This window comes from Streptomyces sporangiiformans, from assembly GCF_005768555.2.
Classification (GTDB): Bacteria; Actinomycetota; Actinomycetes; order Streptomycetales; family Streptomycetaceae; genus Streptomyces; species Streptomyces sporangiiformans.
The window spans coordinates 15,375-35,092 of sequence record NZ_VCHX02000111.1; the positions used below are offsets into that span (position 1 = coordinate 15,375).

Below are 19,718 nucleotides of genomic sequence, written 5' to 3' on the forward strand. Positions count from 1 at the left end.
ACCAGCCTCAAAATTCTCGGAAATCACGTACAACCCTTCCCTCACTCCGGGGGTCTCCTGATCGCCAACCACCCGTGAAGCCCAGGAGAAATCCAGGCAAACACGACCGGTGCGCACCCCATTGACTGTGGACGCCCGCCAGGCGTCCCCCGCATGCAGCAGGAGAACCCGCATGCACAAGAAGCACCTGCGACTCGCCCTCGCGACGGCCACCGCGGCCGCGCTGACCGGCGGTCTGCTCACCTTCACGGCCGCTACGGCGACGGCCGGGGACTCGGTCCACCACCCCGTGGCGGACTTCAACAACGACGGATACGGCGACGTCGCGACCTCGGCGGGCGGGGCCACCGTCGGGGGCAAACAGACCGCCGGCCAGATCGTCGCCCTGTACGGCTCGGCGAGCGGCGTGACGTCCACCAAGCGCACCACGGTCAGCCAGAACACGACCGGTGTCCCGGGAACCGCCGAGAGCGGCGACGGATTCGGCTGGGTCAGCGCGTACGGCGACTTCGACGCCGACGGCTTCGACGACCTCGCCGTGTCCGCGCCCGGGGAGGACGTGGACGGCGACACCGACGGCGGCACCGTCCTCGTCCTGTGGGGCTCGGCGACCGGCCTGTCCGGCGGTACGACGATCAAGGACCCCGCGGTCTCGTCCCACGACCGCTGGGGCACGGCGCTGGCCGCGGGTGACTTCGACGGCGACGGCACGGAGGACCTCGCGGTCGGCAACTCCTCCAACAGGGTGCACGTCTTCAAGGGCGGCATCAACAGGTCCGGTACCTACGGCGGCCGTTACTCCTTCACCTCGGACATCATGTCCGGTGGCGGCGCCGGCACGATCAACCTCACCGCGGGCGACGCCAACGGCGACAAGCGGACCGACCTGGTCGTCGACGGATACGAGACCGACAGCGACTACGGCTGGAACACCAACTTCTATGTGCCCGGCACGGCCGCCGGCCTGGACGCGGCGAACGCGCGGGAGCTGAAGCGGGGTGTCATCACCGGCATCGCCGACGTCAACGGCGACGGCTACGGCGACATCGTCACCGGCCAGGACTGGGACCCGGCCAAGGACGACACCGAGCCGTCGATGCCCGAGACGTCCACCGGCGGCAAGGTCCACATCATCTACGGCTCCGCCGACGGCCCGGCCACCACGGTCGCCGTGACCCAGAACAGCGGCAACGTGCCGGGCTCCTCCGAGCGCGGCGACTTCTTCGGCAGTGAGTTGTCGCTCGGCGACGTCAACGGCGACGGCTACGCGGACCTGTCCGTCGGCGCACCCGGCGAGAACCTGAACAGCGTGGTGGACACGGGCGCGGTGACCGTTCTGTACGGCTCGGCCTCCGGTCTGAACACCACCTCCGGCTACCAGTACTTCGCCCAGTCCACGGCCGGTGTCCCCGGCACGGACGAGAGGGAGGACCGGTTCGGCGGCGAGGTGAAGCTCACCGACGTCAACGGCGACGGCAAGGCGGACCTGACGGTCGGCGCGTACGGCGAGAACGGCTTCAACGGCTCGGTGGTCTACCTGCCCTCCGACGGTACGAAGATCACCACGACCGGGGCCCGCTCCCTGTCGACGTCCTCCGTGGGCGTCTCCACGGACGGGACCCCGTGGTTCGGCGCCAACGCGGCCAACTGACGTACCACCGTGTGGAGCTGGGCCCGCATCCGCGAAGGGTGCGGGCCCAGCTCGCTGCGCGCGGCCCCGTACACCCACTCCGGCCATTCCGGCCAACTGCTCCTTCGTACACGCACTCCACCCCCCTCCCGTAAGGAACAACCTCCGTGCGCATACGCGTCACCACCACCGCGGCTCTGACCGCCGCCGCTCTCACCGGCGCCCTCCTCGCCGTCACCGCCGGCACCGCGACGGCCGCCCCCTCCGGCCTGGTCGGCGACTTCAACGGCGACGGGTACGGCGACATCGCCTTCGCCGCGCCGTACGCGAAGGTCGGCGACCAGGGCATGGCCGGCTACGTGGCCGTCGTCTACGGCAGCGCCACGGGCCTGGACCCCGCCAAGCACACGGTGATCGACCAGAGTTCGGCCGGTGTGCCCGGCACCCCCGAGGCCGAGGACACCTTCGGCTCCGCCCTCGCGATCGCCGACTTCGACGGCGACGGCTACACGGACCTCGCGGTCGGCGCCTCCGGCGAGGACGTCGGCAGCGACATCGACGCCGGCACGGTCGCCGTCCTGTGGGGCTCGGCGACCGGCCTGGCGGGCGGTACGACGGTCCAGGACCCGGCGCCGAGCGCGCACGACGACTTCGGCCGTGTCCTGACCGCGGGCGACTTCGACGGCGACGGCTCGCAGGACCTGGCCGCGGGCACCGGCTCCTCGCACGCGTACGTGGTCAAGGGCGGTTTCACCCGGTCCGGCACGACCGGTGCCGCGCAGCGGATCGAGATGCCCGAGAAGGCGAAGTACGGCATCGACGCCATCAAGGCGGGCGACACCAACGGCGACCGGAAGGCCGACCTCGTCCTCACCTTCCGTACCGACCTCGACGAGAACGGCTCCGGCGACTGGTCCAAGGGCGTCGCCTACCTCGGTACGTCCGCCGGCCTGGAGACGTCCGTACCGCGCCCCCTGAACGGCGGCACGTCCATCGCCCTCGGCGACATCAACGGCGACGGCTACGACGAGATCGCCCTCGGCAACGTCTTCACCAAGGAGGACGACCACACCGGCACCCTCGGCGGCCAGGTCGCGGTCATCCGCGGCTCCGCGGGCGGCCCGGTCAACGGCGACGCGCCCATGGCCGAGCTCACCCAGGACTCGACGGGCGTACCCGGCGCGGACGAGGCGCGCGACGGCTTCGGCAGTGCCGTCTCCATCGGCGACATGAACGGCGACGGCTACGGAGAACTGGCCATCGGTGTCATCTTCGAGGACATCGACACCATCGAGGACACCGGCTCCACGGTCCTGATGTACGGCTCGGCTGACGGCGTCTCCAGGACCGGCGCCCGTACCCTCTCGCAGGCCTCCTCCGGTGTCCCCGGCACGGCCGAGGCGATGGACTACTTCGGCTCCGACGTCCTGCTCAAGGACGTGACGGGCGACGGCAACGCGGACTACACCGTCACCGCCGGCTTCGAGGGCGAAGGCGTCGGCGCGGTCACCGCGATGCTCTCCGACGGCTCCGGCGTCTCCCCCGACGGCGACCGCGGCTTCGGCCCCGGCGCGTTCAACCGTCCCTACCAGTACGGCGCGTTCGGCGCCAACCTTCTCGGCTGACGCCTGACGGGCACCTCGAGTGCCTCAGCACCACCACGGTCCCCGCCGCCCTTCCGTACGGCGGGGACCACCCGTCGGCCTCGCCGCCCGCCTCCGCCGCCCCCTGCGCCACCGCGCCACTGATCCCCCGTACTCGCACCCCGACCTCCTCCCCCCGGCCCCGGCAAGGAACGAGCTCCATGCGCATCCCCCTCTCCGCCTGCGCGGCACTGGCCGCCGCCGCCCTCACCGGCGCCCTCCTCACCGCCACCGGCACCGCGACGGCCGCCCCCTCCGGCCTGGTCGGCGACTTCAACGGCGACGGCTACCAGGACGCCGCCGCGGGCAGCCCCTTCGCCACGGCCGGCGGCAAGTTCGAGGCCGGGTCGGTGGCCGTCGCGTACGGCTCCGCCACCGGTATCGGCACCAAGAAGTCCGTCAACCAGAACACCTCCGGCGTCCCGGGCTCGGCCGAGGAAGGCGACGGCTTCGGGCGGTCGACCGCGGTCGGCGACCTCAACAACGACGGCTACAGCGACCTGGCGGTCGGCGCCCCGTACGAGGACGTGTCCGGCGACACCAACGGCGGCACGGTCGTCATCGTGTGGGGATCGGCCAGTGGCCTGTCGGGCGCGACCACGGTCAAGGACCCGGCCGTCTCACAACACGACTACTGGGGCGCGGCCCTGGCCATCGCCGACTTCACCGGCGACGGCAGGGCCGACCTCGCCGTCGGCGCCTCCGGCACCACCCAGTGGATCATCAAGGGCGGCTTCACCAAGGCCGGCGCGACGGGCTCGAAGACCACCTACTCCACGCCCTTCAGCAGCGCCGACTTCCTCCGGCTGACGTCCGGAAACGTCAACGGCGACGGCAAGGCCGACCTGGTCGTCACCGCTGGGAAGAAGCTGAGCTCCGAGCGCTACCTGCACCGCAACTTCCTCTATTACGGCACCACTTCGGCCCCCACCCGGCAACTGGAGCTTCCCTACGGCAGGCAGATCGCCATCGGGGACCTCGACCAGGACGGTTACGGCGACATCGTCACCGGCGAGACCGAGGACGCGACCGAGGGCGACCTCGGCTCGAAGGGCACGACCGCGATCTCGTACGGCACCGCAACCGGTGTGGAGAGCGCGGTGGAGCTGTCGGACGGCCCCTACGGCCGCCCGTCCATCGGTGACATCGACGCCGACGGCTTCCCGGACCTGGCCGTGGGAAGTCCCGTGAGCGACGCCGCGGCCTGGTACGCGGGCGCGGTCCTCGTCCACTACGGCACCGCCGACGGCCTCGGCTCCCCCGTGACGCTGACGCAGAACACCCCAGGCATCCCCGGCGCCGCCGAGACCAACGACTTCTTCGGTACGGCCACCCTGCTCACCGACATCACGGGCGACGGCCACGCGGACCTCGTCGTCGGCGCGGACACCGAGAACGACGGCAACGGCCTGCTCACCTTCCTCATGGGCTCCGCGGACGGCATCACGACCTCCGGCGCCGCGAACTACGGCCCGAGCGCCTTCTCCATGTCCACCGCCTATTACCCGCAACTCGGCATGTACCTGGCCGGCTGACCGAGGAGGGTGCGTCGTTACGAACTGAGGTGACGTATGAGGGCGGCGAGTCCGGTGGCGGTGGTGGTGACCACTGTGCCGGGCTCGTCGCTTTCGCGGAGGAGTACGAGGCCTTGGCCGGCGGAGAGTTCAACACAGTCGTCGCTGTCGCCCCCGCCGGAGAACGAGGACTTCTGCCAGGCGTCCTGTGCCATGTCGAGGCCTTTCACATCTGCTTCAGGAGGTGGTGGAGGAAGTCCCTTGACTCTACGGCGCCCAGGGCCGCCTCCTCGATTGTGCGAAGCATCGCCCGGTAGCGAATGAGCTGAGCCTCCGCGTCCAGGTAAGCCCCTCCGTGCTTGGTGTCCACCAAGACGGTGTCCAACTGCGGAACAGGGCCACTCGCGTACACCACCGGAGCGCTGATCCCGGCAAAGCCGTCCACGTCGAACGGCACGACACGCACGGTTACTTGAGGTCGCTCCGACTGCTCCAGGATGTGCAGCAACTGATGCCGGGCAACTTTCCTGTCCGCAGCTCGGATCCGCAGCGCCGCTTCGTGAATCACCGCTTCGTAAACGACCTCGCCCAAAATCTCCTGACGCCGCAGCCGAAAACGTACCCGCGCTTGGCGCTGCTCTTCGGAGAGCAACGGCACCGACGAGGCGAAGATGCCCCGCATCTGCTCCTCCGTCTGCAACAGCCCCGGGACGTGCACGGTCTGGAACGTCCTCAACTCGGTCGCGTGGTACTCCAGTTCGGCCACGTTCATGTAGCCGGCAGGCACCGTCTCCCGATACTCCTCCCACCAGCCGCGTACCCGCTCAGTAGCCATGGCCACCAGCGCTTCCACGAGGGCGGCGTCGTCACACGCGTACTGACTGGCCAGGTGACGAACGCGCTCCGCGCTCACCCCGACCCGACCCGCTTCCATCATGGAGATCTTGGTCTGCGCGATCCCCGTGCCCTCGGAGGCCTCTCGGATCGATGGCCCCGCTCGCTCCCGAAGCTTGCGCAACTCCGCACCCAACCGCGCCTGGCGCGTGCTGACGATGCTTCTCGCTGGCATGTGGCCCCTTTCCTTCGGCAGTTGGGAGCGCCAGTATCCCAGTTCAGCTTGACCGGGGTGAGTACTCACCCCTACTGTCAGTAGCGCACCGCACACGCTGCGGAACCCCCGGGACCCCGGAAGCGCACCGCCCCGCCCTGCCATGGCGGGCGCGACAGAGCCACCGCCCGGACGCCGCCCCTCACCCCGCCACCCTCCGGGAGACACCCATGCCCTGGGAGTACACCGTCTACATCCCCAACGACCCCCGAGCCGTCCGCATCTGCCGCCACACCCTCCGCGACATCCTGACCACCCACCACCTCCCCGCCCTCATCGAACCGGCGGAGCTCCTGGCCTCCGAGCTGCTCGGGAACGCCATCCGGCACACAAAGGGCCCCGCCGCCCTGAAGCTCAGACAAGCGGGGCCCTCCTTCCGGCTCGGCGCATGGGACTCGGACCCCACGCCGCCCACGACCGCCCCGCAGGGCGACGAATCCGGCCGTAGGCCTGCACCTCGTACAGGCCTACGCCGACGACTGGGGCTGGTTCCAGGTCAACGGCTCGGCAGGCAAGTACGTCTGGTGCGAACTCGAAGCCCGGCCCAACTGACCTGACCGACGGAGTCAGTTGTGGCCATTGAACTCAGGCCGGTGCAGGCGGTCCGGAGTCAGCGGGCTCATGTCCGTCGCGTCGCGCGGGACGATCTGGAAGCCCTGCCAGTGCACCGGCATCGGCGTCTGGTCCTCGTCACGGGCGATGTGGTGGAAGCCGACGTTGACCCAGACGACCGGGCGCGTGAGGTTCTCCCCGTTCACGTACTTGGCCACGTTGCCGAGGCAGTCGGGGTTGATCCGGCGGTTGTCGCTGGCGTACTGCTCGCAGGCCTTGTATTGGCTGACGTACACGTCGTGCCGTGTGTAGGCGTGCCGCGTGTACTTGTCCGAGCGGTTGTGGACGATCTCCCAGGACCGCGGATGCCCGTCCGCGTTCCTGCTCGCCGACGCGACCACGCGCCACCAGCGGTCGTTCGCGTTGTCCCCCGCGAACTCCTTGGTCATCTGCTTGCGGCTGGTCTTGAGCTGCCCGTGCCCCATCTCGGCGTTCGTGCCGTTCGTCGTCGTGTCGTACTGCTCGACCTTCGACTTCCAGGAGCCGCCCGGCTTGAAGTCGAGCCGCCACAGGACGCTGTGCTGGTGGCTGAGGGCCTTGGCGGCACCGTTCTGCCCGACCGGCCAGCCGGTGCCGTCGGAGGCGTTGAAGTCGCCTCCGGAGAGGTTGCCGGTGGCGCCCTCCTTGGCGGTGATCGTGCCGTCGTCCGAGAAGTTCCACTGGGTGACGTAGTGATACCAGCCGACCGCGTGGAGGGTGTAGACGACCAGGTCCTGGCCCTGCGCCGAGTCGATACGGGCCCGGCCCTCCCCCACGTCACCGCTGTCCCCGTGGTACGCGAACCCGCGCGGCTGCGTCGTCACGCACAGCCCCTTGACCGTCCCCACGTCGGCCACCCGGAAGCTCCGGACCGTCCCGCCGGGGCAGTCCGCCGCCTTGATCGGCAGCGCGCCCTCGCCGAAGCGCTCGTCGGTGACGTCGTTGTACTCGTCCGAACCGTCGTCGTACGGCACGTTGATCTGCGCGAGCCGCGCGCTGCCGAGCACCTCGATGGGCTTGCTCTCATGCCGCGGCTGGTAGGTGACATGGGTGAGGACCAGCCCGGCGGTGGGGCTGTTGCGCCAGCACATCCGCCACGTGGTGCCGCCCGGGAGCTTCTTCGTGATCACGGAGTCGCCGGTGCAGGCCGGGGCGGCTGCGGGGGCGGCGGGGGCGCTCCTGCCGCCTGCCTCCGCGTGGCCGGGGAGGGAGAAGAGGACAGCCGCGCTGACCACGGCCCAAGCGCCGAAGTGGGTGGTCCTGTGGGCGAAACCCTGGAACTTGCGCATGATGAGTACGTCCTTCTGTACGTCTTGCCCGGTCACGGGAGGCGGTGCGCCGTGCGGGCGCTGAGGTCGACGACGAACTGGCGGGTATCGATCCACGGCCCGCCCTTGACCCGCGTGAACAGCCGCACGCAGCGGTGCGCCCCGTCGCAGTCGGCCGGCCCCGCCGTACCGCGCTTCTCGTAGACCAGCCCCTGCACCGCCAACTGCCCTCCGATGACCAGAGATCGACCGGTGGCGGCCTCGAAGTCCTGGCGCACGCCGTCCCCGAGCGGGCTCGCGAGCAGCACCTTCAGCGCCTCGCGGGCCTCCTCACCGGAGGGCGGCGGCTGAACTCCACTGGCGGACTCGGTCCGTACGACCCGTCCGGTACCGAGGTCGACGGTCTTCTTCACGAAGCGGTCGTCGCGGTAGTCGTAGAAGAAGACGTCCGCACTCCGCGCGCCGTCCCCCGTTCCTTCGCCGAGGTCGGCGGTGAGGAACTGCGGTGTCCCGTCCTGCCCCCGGACATCCTCGCTCGTCGTGCGCAACGTCCGGTCGCCGGTGAGGGCGGCCTGCCGGGCACGGTCGATCTCGCCGTCGGTGAGCGGATCGACGCCGGTCCCGCTCCCCGTCCCGTTCCCCTCGCCGTTCCCGTTGACGGCCGCGGGCGACGAGGCGTACGGCGACGAAGGCGCCGATGCCGCTGTGGCGGACGGCGCGACCCCCGTACGCGCCGCCGCCCCCTCGTCCCCCTCGTCCCCGGCGGCGTTCATCGGCAGCGTCACGGCGACCATCGCCGCCGTACCGACGACCGCCACCGCCGTACCCGCGACCAGCCGGCGCAATGCCGTACGGCGCTCTCCTACTCGTTCTCTTACTCGTTCGTTCATGTCTCCCCCGTGATGTGTCGGGCGTCCCGGATGTCTCCGGTGCCTCAAGTCCAGCCGCAGCGAGCGTTGTTCAGCAGGCCCCTTCCGTCACACCGAACAAAGACGTCAAGCCTGCTGAGAGGCCATGAGCCCGCTTGCGGCAGTCCGGAGGGCTCCCTACCGTGGCCGGGACACGGGGGACGAGAGGGAGATCTGAACATGGGGCGTCGCGAGACTCCGGTGGACCCTGCGACGGGCCCGGTCCAGCGCTTCGCGTACGAACTGCGCAAGCTCCGCCAGGAGGCGGGCGGCCTCACGTACCGCGAGATGGCCCGCCGGGCCCACTACTCGGTGACGTCCCTCTCCCAGGCGGCCGCCGGCGAGCAACTGCCTTCCCTGGCCGTGACCCTGGCGTACGTCAAGGCCTGCGGCGGTGACCCGGAGGAGTGGGATCGCCGCTGGCACGAGGCGTCCGAGGAGTCGGCGACGACCCGCGAGGACGACGACACCGATGCGCCCTACCCGGGCTTGTCCCGCTACGAACCGACCGACCACGACCGCTTCTTCGGCCGTGACGACCTGGTGGAAGCCCTCCGCGCGCTGACCGCGTCGCACCGTTTCACGGCGGTCTTCGGCCCGTCGGGCAGCGGCAAGTCGTCGCTGCTGCGGGCGGGCCTGATACCGGACCTCCAGAAGACCGGCATAGCCGCCCTGCGCATCCTCACTCCCGGCGAACACCCCCTCCGTACGCATGAGAAGGCTCTGGAACCGCAGAACGACGGAGGTCCCGGCGACAGGGGAGACACGGGCGACACGGTGCTGGTGGTCGACCAGTTCGAGGAGGTGTTCACGCTCTGCCGGGACCAAACGGAACGCACGGAGTTCATCGACCGCCTGCTCGCGGCACGCACGGACCCCGGCAGCGGACTGCGTGTCGTCGTCGCGGTCCGGGCGGACTTCTACGGTCACTGCGCCGAACACCGGGCCCTGGCGGACGCGCTGAGCGAGGCCAGTCTCCTGGTGGGCCCCATGACCCGGGCCGAACTGCGGGAGGCGGTGATCCGGCCCGCTCAGTCGGCGGGCCTGATCGTCGAACGCGACCTGACCGCCCATCTCGTCGAGGAGGTGGACGGCGAACCCGGCGGTCTGCCCCTCCTCTCCCACGCCCTGCGCGAGACATGGCGCCGGCGCCGGGGCCGGGCCCTGACGATGGCGGCGTACGAGGCGGCGGGGGGCGTACGGGGAGCGATCGCGAAGACGGCGGAGGACGTGTACGCGACCCTGTCTCCCGAACAGGCGGCCCTGGCCCGTCAGCTCCTGCTCCGCCTGATCACCCCCGGCGAGGGCTCCCAGGACACCCGCCGCCCGGTCGACCGCACGGAACTCGGCTTCGCTCCCGCCGACGAAGTCGCCCTGGTCCTGGAGCGGTTGACCCGTGCCCGCCTCCTCACCCTCGACGACAACACGGTCGACCTCGCCCACGAGGCCCTGATCACGTCCTGGCCCCGACTGCACTCCTGGATCGGGGAGACCCGCGAACACCTGCGCACCCACCGCCGCCTCACGGAGGCCGCCCGGGCCTGGGACGACCTGGGCCGCGACCCGGGAGCCCTCTACCGGGGCACACGCCTCGCCACGGCGGACGAACACCTCACGGACCAGCCCCTGGCCCCGCTGGAGGAAGCCTTCCTCACCGCGAGCCGCACCACCCACACCACGGAACTGCGCCGCCGCCGGGGCCTGTTCACCACCCTCGCCACCCTCCTTGTCCTCGCCCTCATCGCCGGCGTCACGGCCTGGCAGCAGTCCCGGACGAGCGACCGGCGCCACCGTGAGGCCGAGGCCCGGCGGATCGCGACGGTGGCGGACAGCATGCGGTTCGCGGATCCGGTGAAAGCGATGCAACTGAGTGTCGCGGCGTGGCGGTTGGCGCACACCACCGAGACCCGCTCGGCACTGCTGGGCGGGATGACCCAGCACGAGCTGGACACCTTCGCGGTACCGGACGCCGACGTCGGCCGCCGCTCCCACCAGGACACCCCGCAGACCGCCCTCGACGTGACGGCGGACGGCCGCACCCTGGTCTCCGTCTCACGCGACCGCATCAGGACGTGGGACCTGCGCACCCACCGCCGCACCCACGACCACCCCGGCCCCGGCAAGCTGATGGCAGACGGCAGCGAGGTCGTCATCAGCCCGGACGGCCGTCTGCTCGCACTGCTCAACCAGGGCGGCACCCGGCTGTGGGACGTGCACACAGGCCGCGAGCTCGGCAGGCTCGGGTCCCGTAACGCGAGCATCGCGGCGTTCGGCCCCGGCGGCCGCACCCTGATCGTCCAGATCGACGACGGTGAGGCACCCGTCGCCCAGGTCTGGGACGTGCGGACCCTGCGACGCCTCATCCAGGTGGGGAACGACTTCTCCGAGGCCCTGCGGGACCCCGTGACCGACCCCGACGGCCGGTGGCTGGTGACCTGCAGGGACCGCTGGCCGCTGCAGGTCTGGGACATCGCCGAACAGCGGCGGGTGACACCACCCTGGGCCTCCCGGATGCGCAAGGGATCCTGCGACGACGAGGGCTCGTACGGCTTCTCCCCGGACGGCCGCCAGTTCCTGGTCGTCACCGACACCGGCGTACAGAGATGGGACCTCCGCTCGAACCGCGAGCTGCCCACCGTGGAGCTGCCCGGCGCGTCCCTCTACGACTACCGGCTCAGCGCGGACGGCCGGTTCATGGTCGCCCACGCCGGCAACGAGATCCAGCTGTGGCGGCTCTCGGTGTCAGAGCTGTCAGGCCCGGTGTTCCACCACGCGCTGGTCAGCGAGCAGCCGGGCGACGTCGAGCTGGACCTCGCCGCGGGCGCCGTCCGCTATCTGACCCCGGGCGGTACGGCGGTCCGGTCCCTGAGCCTCGGCCGGGCGACCTCGCGATGGCATCGACAGCCGTACGACGGCGTCCTCCTGGCCGAGGACGGCCGGACCCTGGCTGTCCTCAGCCCGAACGGGAAGACGGCCTTCCAGCTGCGGGACACCCGAAGCGGCCGTGTCATATCCAGGCCACCGGGCAATCCCTGCATCCTCGCGGGCACGGAGGCGGAGCCCGTGACCGACTGCTCCCCACCGATGGCCTTCAGCGCCGACGGCCGCTACTTCGCGTATCTTCAGACCGGGGCGAACACCGAGCCGGGGCTGTCGACGCGGCAGCGGGTCATGGTGTGGGACGTCAGGGCCCGGCGTGAGCACGCGGCCGTCGACATCAGGACCACCGACATCGACGGTGTGGGCTCGCTCTCCCTCACCCCCGACGGCCGCACCCTGCTGGTCGCCCGGCACGGACCGCTGATCGCCAAGAGCGGGCCGGGTTCGCCGGTCGTCGAGGTCTGGGACCTGCGCCGGGACAAGAAGTCCAAGGGGGCCGAGAGGGCAAGGAGGACCAGGAGCCTGCCGTTGCCCGGATTCACCGGCGCGATCACCGCCCTGCACCCCGACTCGCGCAAGCTGGTGTCCGCGAACGGCACGATCGCCGACCTCCACTCCGGCCGGACGACCAAGCGGGTGCTGGGCGACGACGACGCCCTCGCACTGGCCTTCAGCCCTGACGGGGCGTACCTGGCCGTGGCCGACAACGGGGGGCGGGTCACCCTGTGGGACGGCGACCTGCGCCGACGCGTCGGCATCCTGTCCGGCACGTACGCCGACACCGGCAGGGAGAACCCGGGCTCCGTGCAGGCCCTGGCCTTCTCCCTCGACGGCCGCAACCTGGCCGTCGCCGACGACTCCGGTACCGTCCAGCTGTGGGACGTGCCGTCCAACCAGCGCCTGGGCTCCGCCCTCCCCACCCCGGGCGACGGCGTCTCCTCACTCGCTTTCAGCGAGAACGGCACCACCCTCCACGTCACCAGCCCTCACGTCCCCCTCCAGAAGTACGACCTCGCCCCGGAGAGCCTGGTCCACCAGGTCTGCACCCGCGTCGGCTCGGGCCTCTCCCCCGCCGACTGGAAGACGTACCTCCCGGACCTGCCTTACGAGCGCACGTGCTGAACGTCCGCGACCCGCACTTGGAACATCCGGCCCCGGGGACGAGTCGACGGCGAACGCGAGGTCGTCCGACAGCCCCAGTAACCGCCCCTGTTCAGCGAACCCGATCCTCACTACTCCCGTCCAACCGTCCACCGTCTGCTCGGTCTCACCACATGCGCCGGAACCGGCAGAGGCGAATAATTGCTGATGTAAGCCGCGAATCGCCGGAACCGAAACCAACCGGAAGGTGGCGACCGCCATGGCTGAACACCCGCACGCCGCACTGATCCGCAGGGGCTACGACGCCTTCAACAACGGCGACATGGACACCCTGCGCACGATGTTCTCGGGAGACGCCACGCACCACTCACCCGGCAATCACCCGCTGTCCGGCGACTTCAAGGGCCAGGACGCGATCTTCGACCTGTACCGCCGGCTCTTCGAGGAGACGAACGGGACCGTCCGCGCCGAACTCCTCCAGCTGCTCGTCGATGGCAGGGGCCACGTGATGTCCTTCCACCGCGCCACAGCGGAGCGCAACGGCAAGCGGCTCGACGAGAACGCGGGCATTGTCTTCCGCATCGTCGGAGACAAGATCACCGATCTCGACGAATGCACCGAGGACATCGACAAGGTCAACGCGTTCTGGTCGTGATGCCCTCACCACCCTGAGCACAACCCGGCACGACCTCCAGGTGTCACACAGGTGAACCCGAACCTCTGAACTCCGGGGTTCGCCCACCCACTTGGAGCCACCGTGCGCATACGGAAGTACGTCATCGCCGCCACTGTCGCCGCGGCGGCCACCACCGGTCCGACCCTCACTCCGACGGCGACAGCCGCCGTCCCGGAGCCCGTCACCAGCGACTTCAATGGTGACGGCTTCACGGACCTCGCGGTCGGCGTGCCGAACGCGAGCGTCGACGGCAGGACGAAGGCCGGATACGTCAACGTGGTCTGGGGCGGAGCGGGCGGCCTCGGCGCCCACGGCAACACGCGTGTCAGCCAGGCGAGAACCGGCGTTCCGGGCACCCCGGAACAGGGCGACCGCTTCGGCGCGGCCGTGACCGTGGCCGACGTGGACGGCGACGGTACGGCGGACATGGTGATCGGCGCGCCCGGCGAGGACGTCACCGGCCGGGGCACGGACGCGGGCACGGTCGCCGTCGTCAAGGGCGCCCGGGGCGGGCAGGGCAGCCTGGGCACGGCCTCCACGGCGGTCAACGGGCCGTCGGCGTCGGCCGCGTACGGAAAGTCCCTCGCCGCGGCCGACTTCACTGGCGACGGAAAGACGGACCTGGCGGTCGGCGCGACGGACAAGGTCGTCCTGCGCACGGCGGCGGGTGCCCTGAGTACCGTCTTCACCGACCACATGGGCGGTCGCGCGCCCGTCCTGACGACCGGCGACTTCGACGCCGCCGACGACACGACGGACCTGGCGGTCGCCTACTGGGCGGTCAACGCGCCCTACACCCGGTCCCACGTACGCCTCTGGAGCTGGTTCGAGGACGAGAAGCAACTGGTGAACTCCTGGAACACCGACAACGCCGCCGCCTCCGCCCTCGCCGCCGGCGACTTCGACGGCGACGGCCGCGACGACCTGGCCCTCGGCGAGTGCCGCGAGATCGCCGACGAGAACATCGACGACCCGTGCGGACCTCAGGAGTTCGCGAAGGGCGGCGGCATCCACATCCACTACGGAAGCGACACGCCCTACAGCTTCGGGTCCCGGTCGCAGACGCTCAACCAGGACACGGTCGGCGTGTACGGCCGGGCCGAGGACGGGGACCGTTTCGGGGCGTCGCTGGCGGTGGCGGACGTGAACGCCGACGGCCGCGACGACCTGATGGCGGGCGCCCCCGGCGAGGCGATCGGCGACCGCGCCGGTGCGGGCGCGGCCACGCTGCTGCTGGGCCACGCGGGCGGCCTCGTGGACGCGTACGGGGAGGCCTCCTCGGTGGCGTACAACCAGGGCACTCCGCGTGTACCGGGCGCGGCGGAGGCCGGTGACGCCTTCGGCGCGGCGGTCGCGACCGGCGACTACGACGGCGACGGCGAGGCCGACGCGACGACAGGCTCCCCCGGCGAGAACGCCTCGACGGGCGGTGTGTGGGTCCTCCCCTCGGCCTCCGTCAACAACTCGTACACCGTCACCCCCGCAAAGCTGGGCCTGCCCGCCTCGTCAACGGCACTCGCGTACGGCCAAACCCTGAGCAGCCACTGAGAACCGGCCCTCCGTCCCCTTAGGGGATGTCACAGCTCGGCCGCAAAGCCGGGCCCGTTGCCCCGGGCCCGGCACGTCACTCTGGGAGACCAGGTACGTTCGATTACGTGGCTGGATTCAGGATCGGACGCGGCCGGGACAACCGCACCCCGCAAGCACATCCGCAACAACACCCGCGGCAACAACCGTACGGACAGCAGCCCCCGCAGGGCGGACCGTCGTACGGCTACCCCCCTGCGCCGCAGCCGTACCCGCAGCAGCAGCAGCCGCCGCAGTACGGCAACGGTGGCGGCGGCGGTGGCGGTCGGCAGCAGTGGCCCCAGGCGGGCGACCATGGCGAGCCGGAGTACTTCGGCGACCATGATCACCACGCTGCCCAGGGACCGGACCCATACGCGGCCAACAACCCGGGGCACACCCAGGCGTTCTCGGTCGGCGAGGATCCGTACAACCAGGGCGGGACCTACCGCGCGGGACAGGCGGCGGCGCCCCCGGTGGGCCCGAGACTGCGCTGGAAGGAACTGCTGAGCGGCGTCGTACTGCGCCCGAACCAGACCTTCCTGCAGATGCGGGACTACACGATGTGGGGCCCTGCCCTGATCGTGACGTTCCTGTACGGCCTGCTGGCGGTCTTCGGCTTCGACGGCGCGCGCCAGGAGGCCATCAACGCGACGATCTCCTCCGCGATCCCCATCATCCTGACCACCTCGGTGGCGATCGTCCTGAGCTCGTTCATCCTGGGCGTGGTCACCCACACCCTCGCCCGCCAGCTCGGCGGCGACGGGGCCTGGCAGCCCACGGTCGGCCTCTCCATGCTGATCATGTCCCTCACGGACACTCCCCGCCTGGTCGTCGCCATGTTCATGGGCGGCAACGCCCCCTTCGTCCAGCTGCTCGGCTGGGCGACGTGGGTGGCGGCCGGCGTTCTCTTCACGCTGATGGTCAACAAGTCCCACGACCTCCCGTGGCCGAAGGCCCTGGGCGCGTCCGCGATCCAGCTGATCGCGCTGCTGTCGATCATCAAGCTGGGGACGTTCTGATCACGGGGACTTCCTGATCATGGGGACTTCCTGACGACACCGCACGACGCGCGGCGCGGCACATGAGTGTGCGGCGCCGCGCGTCGTCGGCTTTCGGGCCGGTGGATTGCGGGTCAGCTTCCGGGGGCGGCCGGCTCGATGTTCTGGTTGGCGTGGAAGAGGTTGTGCGGGTCGTAGGCCCGCTTGACGGACGCCAGCCGGTCGTAGTGGTCGCGGTACGCCGCCCTGACCCGGGCCTGGGGCTCGTCCTCGCCGATGAAGTTCACATAGGCGCCGCCCATCGAGTGGGCGTGCAGTTCGTCCGAGTAGTCGGTGCTCCACTCCTTGATGATCTGGGCGTTGGCCGGGTCCGGATCGATGCCGCCGATGACGCCGGACCAGCGGGCATGCCGGTACGCCCACGCCGTGTCCTCCGGCCGCACACGGTGGGCCGCTCCGTCGACCGGATACAGGTGCATCATCGACAGATCGGTGGGGATGCCCTCCGCGTACTTGGCGTGCACGGCGATGGCGTCGTCCGTGATGCGATCGAAGAAATCTCCCCGCCAGTACCACTGGAGGCCGGGCGGCATCAGCGGATCGAACATCGTCTGGAGCGCGGGATACGGCATCGGCGCGGCGAAGTGGAACGCCGGCGGCGCGGGCTCGTGCACCGGCGCGAAGGCCGCGTCGACACGGTCCAGGTCCCCCGCCCAGCACCACACGACGCCGCACATCTTCTGCCCGTGGATCTCCTCCGGGAACGGCGGAGCGGGCGGCACGACGACCGACGCGTAGAACCCGCTCAGATCCTCGGGCGCCTGGGGCAGGAACTCGCGGTACCACTGCAGCACGTCGCGGATGTGGTCGAGAGACCACAGGGTGACCCCGCCGGCCACGGTGTGCACGGGGTGCAGCTGGAAGGTGAAGGAGGTGACGACGCCGAAGTTGCCGCCACCGCCGCGAAGCGCCCAGAAGAGGTCCGAGTGGTCCTTCGCGTTCGCGGTGACGAAGCTGCCGTCGGCCAGTACGACGTCCGCCGACAGCAGGCTGTCCACCGTCAGGCCGTGCTTGCGGGTGAGGTAGCCGTGTCCGCCGCCGAGGGTGAGGCCGCCGACGCCCGTCGTCGAGGTGATCCCGAAGGGCAGGGCCATCCCGAAGGCGTGGGTGGCATGGTCCACGTCGCCGAGCAGGCTGCCGCCGCCGACCTGGGCGGTCTTCGTCGCCGGGTCGACGCGTACCCAGCGCATCGGGCCGAGGTCGAGGGTGACGCCGTCGTCCACCAGGGACGTTCCGGCGCCGCTGTGTCCGCCGCCGCGGACGGCGAGTTCGAAACCGTGGTCGCGTACGAAGTCGACGGCGTTCATGACGTCGGCGACGTCCGTACATCGCACGATGGCGGCCGGTCTGCGGTCGATCATCGCGTTGTAGATCTTGCGAGCCTCGTTGTATCCGCGGTCGCGTGGGGATACGACGGGACCGCGCAGCACGGTCCGCATCGCCTCGAGAGTCGTGTCGTCCATGCCGGCCATGACGATCTCCTCGCAGAGGGCAAGGCTGACCTGACCAGCGTCTCCCCGTACGCGGAGTCTCGCAATCGCCGCTTCCGCCGTCCTCGCCGCCCTCACCATCTGAAATGCGCGGGTCGCGCGAGCCGAGAAGACTGGGGGCATGGCCACCAAGACAGGCAAAACCAAGACGCCGGGCAAAACGGCCAAGGCGGCCCTCGAGGGCGGCCCCGCCGATCTCCCTGAGCGGATCGTCCCTCTCACCGCCACCGGGCCCACCGGAGGCGCGGAGGAGGACCTGAAGATCCCGCACCGCGGCGGATACGAACACTTCCGCCCCACGTCACGGCACAAGGACACACCGGAGGGGAAGCTAAGGATCTACGTGTGGTGGGAGCGAACAGAGATCGCCGAGTAGAGACACTTCAGACGGGCCTCAGGTGGACGTCAGGCGGACGTCAGGCGGACCCTCAAGCATCGAAGACCTGCCCCGTCCTCCTCACGACAGGCTTTTGCACGCTCCACGGGAAGTTGATCCACTGATCGGTCCGCTTCCACACGTACTCGCACTTCACCAGCGACTGCGACTTCTCGTAGATCACGGCGGACCGCACCTCGGCGACATGGTCGAGACAGAAGTCGTGCACAAGCTTCAGGGTCTTGCCGGTGTCGGCCACGTCGTCGGCGATGAGCACCTTCTTGTCGGTGAAATCAACGACATTGGGTACGGGCGCGAGCATGACCGGCATGTCGAGCGTGGTCCCGACTCCCGTATAGAACTCGACGTTGACCAGATGAAGGTTCTTGCAGTCGAGCGCGTAAGCAAGCCCGCCCGCGACGAAGACGCCACCGCGGGCGATGGACAGGACGACGTCGGGCTCGTACCCGTCATCGGTGATCGTCTGCGCCAGCTCACGCACGGCGCGGCCGAACGCCTCATAGGTGAGGTTCTCGCGTATGTCGCTCATCGCTGCCTCCCCGCCCTCACACCTGGGTGCGATGGAAGTTGAGGAAGGAGCGCGAGGCCGTGGGACCGCGCTGGTTCTGGTAGCGGGAGCCGTACCGCTCGCTCCCGTACGGGGATTCGGCCGGCGAGCTGAGCCGGAACATGCACAGCTGCCCGATCTTCATACCCGGCCAGAGCTTGATCGGAAGCGTGGCGAGATTGGACAGCTCCAGCGTGACGTGCCCGGAGAACCCCGGGTCGATGAACCCTGCGGTGGAGTGGGTGACCAGACCGAGCCGCCCGAGCGAACTCTTGCCCTCGAGCCGCGAGGCGAGGTCGTCGGGAAGGGTGATCACCTCGTACGTGCTCGCCAGCACGAACTCCCCGGGATGCAGGATGAACGGCTCGTCCCCGTCGGGCTCGACGAGCCGCGTGAGGTCGGCCTGCTCGATGGAGGGATCGATGTGCGGGTAGCGGTGATTCTCGAACACCCGGAAGTAGCGGTCGAGCCGCACGTCGATGCTCGACGGCTGCACCATGGATTCGTCGTACGGGTCGATCCGCACCCGTCCGGAGTCGATCTCGGCCCGGATGTCCTTGTCTGAGAGAAGCACGTCCCGAGGATACGCAGAGCGCACGGACCAGCCACAATCGGAAGACTCGGAAGACGGCAAAGGGCCCGCCACGATCCGAAGACCGTGACGGGCCCGCACAAGCTGTAGCCGTTGTTACCGTTTCCGTTACTGCTACCGCTTATCGCTTACCGTTCAGGGCTTACCGCTTGCCGTCCGGCTACCGCTTCTCCGCATAGGCCACCGGCACGACATTCCGGAGCCGGGCACAGCGCGGACAGCGGATCAGCCGGCCGGGGCCGAGCCGATCGGCCTGCTGCATCGGGAGCGAAGCGGTGCTGAACACGTGCCCTTCGGCACAACGGACGACGGTGCTGCGTTCCATCAAGTCCTCAGAGTCCCTTCCCCAAGAGCCGCGTCTGACTGACGAGGAAAGCCACGTTACGGGACGAAAGGAACGGCCCTCCAGGCGGCACTCCGTTCCCGCTCGGACCCTCTCCCGCGCCTCCACCGTACGCCCCAACTCCCGTACCCCAAAGCCCCGTCCACCCTCCGAAACAACACCAGGCCCCACGGCTTCAGCGCCGGGAGCCTGGCATGGGGTACAGTGATTTCGCGTTTCCGACACCGGCCCGACCGGCGTCTTACGCGGGTGTAGTTTAATGGTAGAACATCAGCTTCCCAAGCTGAGAGCGCGAGTTCGATTCTCGTCACCCGCTCCACGCGAAACCCCCAGGTCATGGACCCGGGGGTTCTTTGTTGTCTAGACCGGTGGGCGGGGCGCGCACCACAACCGCACCATTAGC

The 19,718-nt window shown here is 69.9% G+C and carries 16 protein-coding genes, 1 tRNA gene and 1 pseudogene; 10 read left to right on the forward strand and 8 right to left on the reverse strand.

Annotated elements, in window-relative coordinates:
• The first annotated feature begins 172 nt into the window (after window positions 1-172).
• From FGD71_RS13505 to FGD71_RS13515, 3 genes are all read left to right on the forward strand, one after another.
• Window positions 173-1,651 (forward strand): FG-GAP-like repeat-containing protein, encoded by a 1,479-nt coding sequence (locus tag FGD71_RS13505; RefSeq protein WP_119100674.1) that lies wholly within the window; start codon window positions 173-175, stop codon window positions 1,649-1,651.
• 146 nt (window positions 1,652-1,797) lie between these two features.
• Window positions 1,798-3,255, forward strand: coding sequence for an FG-GAP-like repeat-containing protein (locus FGD71_RS13510; RefSeq protein WP_240436568.1), 1,458 nt, complete (start codon window positions 1,798-1,800; stop codon window positions 3,253-3,255).
• 179 nt (window positions 3,256-3,434) lie between these two features.
• Window positions 3,435-4,808, forward strand: a complete 1,374-nt coding sequence (locus FGD71_RS13515; RefSeq protein WP_119100675.1) for an FG-GAP-like repeat-containing protein — start codon at window positions 3,435-3,437, stop codon at window positions 4,806-4,808.
• 17 nt (window positions 4,809-4,825) lie between these two features.
• Here FGD71_RS13515 and FGD71_RS13520 read toward each other — a convergent pair whose 3' ends face one another.
• Together FGD71_RS13520 and FGD71_RS13525 are read right to left on the reverse strand one after the other, a co-directional pair.
• Window positions 4,826-5,002: a DUF397 domain-containing protein gene (locus tag FGD71_RS13520; RefSeq protein ID WP_119100686.1), complete on the reverse strand. Its 177-nt coding sequence runs from the start codon at window positions 5,000-5,002 to the stop codon at window positions 4,826-4,828.
• Between the two features lie 11 nt (window positions 5,003-5,013).
• Window positions 5,014-5,856, reverse strand: a complete 843-nt coding sequence (locus tag FGD71_RS13525; RefSeq protein ID WP_119100676.1) for a helix-turn-helix domain-containing protein — start codon at window positions 5,854-5,856, stop codon at window positions 5,014-5,016.
• A gap of 209 nt (window positions 5,857-6,065) precedes the next feature.
• Between FGD71_RS13525 and FGD71_RS13530 the strand changes: the two are divergent.
• Window positions 6,066-6,447: pseudogene (locus FGD71_RS13530) on the forward strand (ATP-binding protein).
• A 14-nt stretch (window positions 6,448-6,461) separates the two neighbouring features.
• Here the strand turns inward: FGD71_RS13530 and FGD71_RS13535 are convergent.
• Window positions 6,462-7,775, reverse strand: a complete 1,314-nt coding sequence (locus tag FGD71_RS13535) for a copper amine oxidase (protein ID WP_119100687.1) — start codon at window positions 7,773-7,775, stop codon at window positions 6,462-6,464.
• 32 nt (window positions 7,776-7,807) lie between these two features.
• Window positions 7,808-8,644, reverse strand: coding sequence for a Tat pathway signal sequence domain protein (locus FGD71_RS13540; RefSeq protein ID WP_181359191.1), 837 nt, complete (start codon window positions 8,642-8,644; stop codon window positions 7,808-7,810).
• Window positions 8,645-8,842: 198 nt separating this feature from the next.
• On the opposite strand from FGD71_RS13540, the gene FGD71_RS13545 reads away from it, so the two are divergent.
• The 4 genes from FGD71_RS13545 to FGD71_RS13560 all read left to right on the forward strand — a co-directional run bounded on the left by FGD71_RS13545 (window position 8,843) and on the right by FGD71_RS13560 (window position 15,907).
• On the forward strand, window positions 8,843-12,664 hold the full coding sequence (locus tag FGD71_RS13545) for an nSTAND1 domain-containing NTPase (protein ID WP_119100677.1): 3,822 nt from the start codon (window positions 8,843-8,845) through the stop codon (window positions 12,662-12,664).
• A 238-nt stretch (window positions 12,665-12,902) separates the two neighbouring features.
• The gene (locus FGD71_RS13550; RefSeq protein ID WP_119100678.1) at window positions 12,903-13,298 is read left to right on the forward strand and encodes a nuclear transport factor 2 family protein; all 396 of its coding nucleotides are present in this window, start codon (window positions 12,903-12,905) and stop codon (window positions 13,296-13,298) included.
• A gap of 102 nt (window positions 13,299-13,400) precedes the next feature.
• A complete protein-coding gene (locus FGD71_RS13555) occupies window positions 13,401-14,867 on the forward strand; it encodes an FG-GAP-like repeat-containing protein (protein ID WP_119100679.1) in 1,467 nt (488 codons plus the stop codon).
• Window positions 14,868-14,893: 26 nt separating this feature from the next.
• On the forward strand, window positions 14,894-15,907 hold the full coding sequence (locus tag FGD71_RS13560; RefSeq protein WP_119100680.1) for a Yip1 family protein: 1,014 nt from the start codon (window positions 14,894-14,896) through the stop codon (window positions 15,905-15,907).
• 113 nt (window positions 15,908-16,020) lie between these two features.
• On the opposite strand, the gene FGD71_RS13565 is transcribed toward FGD71_RS13560, so the two are convergent.
• Window positions 16,021-17,409 carry an FAD-binding oxidoreductase gene (locus tag FGD71_RS13565; protein WP_119100689.1) on the reverse strand — a complete coding sequence of 463 codons (1,389 nt, stop codon included), beginning with the start codon at window positions 17,407-17,409 and terminating at the stop codon, window positions 16,021-16,023.
• Between the two features lie 148 nt (window positions 17,410-17,557).
• Between FGD71_RS13565 and FGD71_RS13570 the strand changes: the two genes are divergently transcribed.
• Window positions 17,558-17,812 (forward strand): DUF5988 family protein, encoded by a 255-nt coding sequence (locus tag FGD71_RS13570; RefSeq protein ID WP_119100681.1) that lies wholly within the window; start codon window positions 17,558-17,560, stop codon window positions 17,810-17,812.
• A 52-nt stretch (window positions 17,813-17,864) separates the two neighbouring features.
• On the opposite strand, the gene FGD71_RS13575 is transcribed toward FGD71_RS13570, so the two are convergent.
• The 3 genes from FGD71_RS13575 to FGD71_RS47370 form a co-directional block, all read right to left on the reverse strand.
• A complete protein-coding gene (locus FGD71_RS13575) occupies window positions 17,865-18,362 on the reverse strand; it encodes a phosphoribosyltransferase (protein WP_119100682.1) in 498 nt (165 codons plus the stop codon).
• A 16-nt stretch (window positions 18,363-18,378) separates the two neighbouring features.
• Window positions 18,379-18,954, reverse strand: coding sequence for a dCTP deaminase (dcd, locus tag FGD71_RS13580; RefSeq protein ID WP_119100683.1), 576 nt, complete (start codon window positions 18,952-18,954; stop codon window positions 18,379-18,381).
• 178 nt (window positions 18,955-19,132) lie between these two features.
• Complete coding sequence (locus FGD71_RS47370) at window positions 19,133-19,297, reverse strand: hypothetical protein (RefSeq protein WP_162931118.1); 165 nt, start codon at window positions 19,295-19,297, stop codon at window positions 19,133-19,135.
• Between the two features lie 263 nt (window positions 19,298-19,560).
• Here FGD71_RS47370 and FGD71_RS13585 point away from each other — a divergent pair.
• Window positions 19,561-19,634 (forward strand) — tRNA-Gly (locus FGD71_RS13585).
• Window positions 19,635-19,718: the final 84 nt, after the last annotated feature.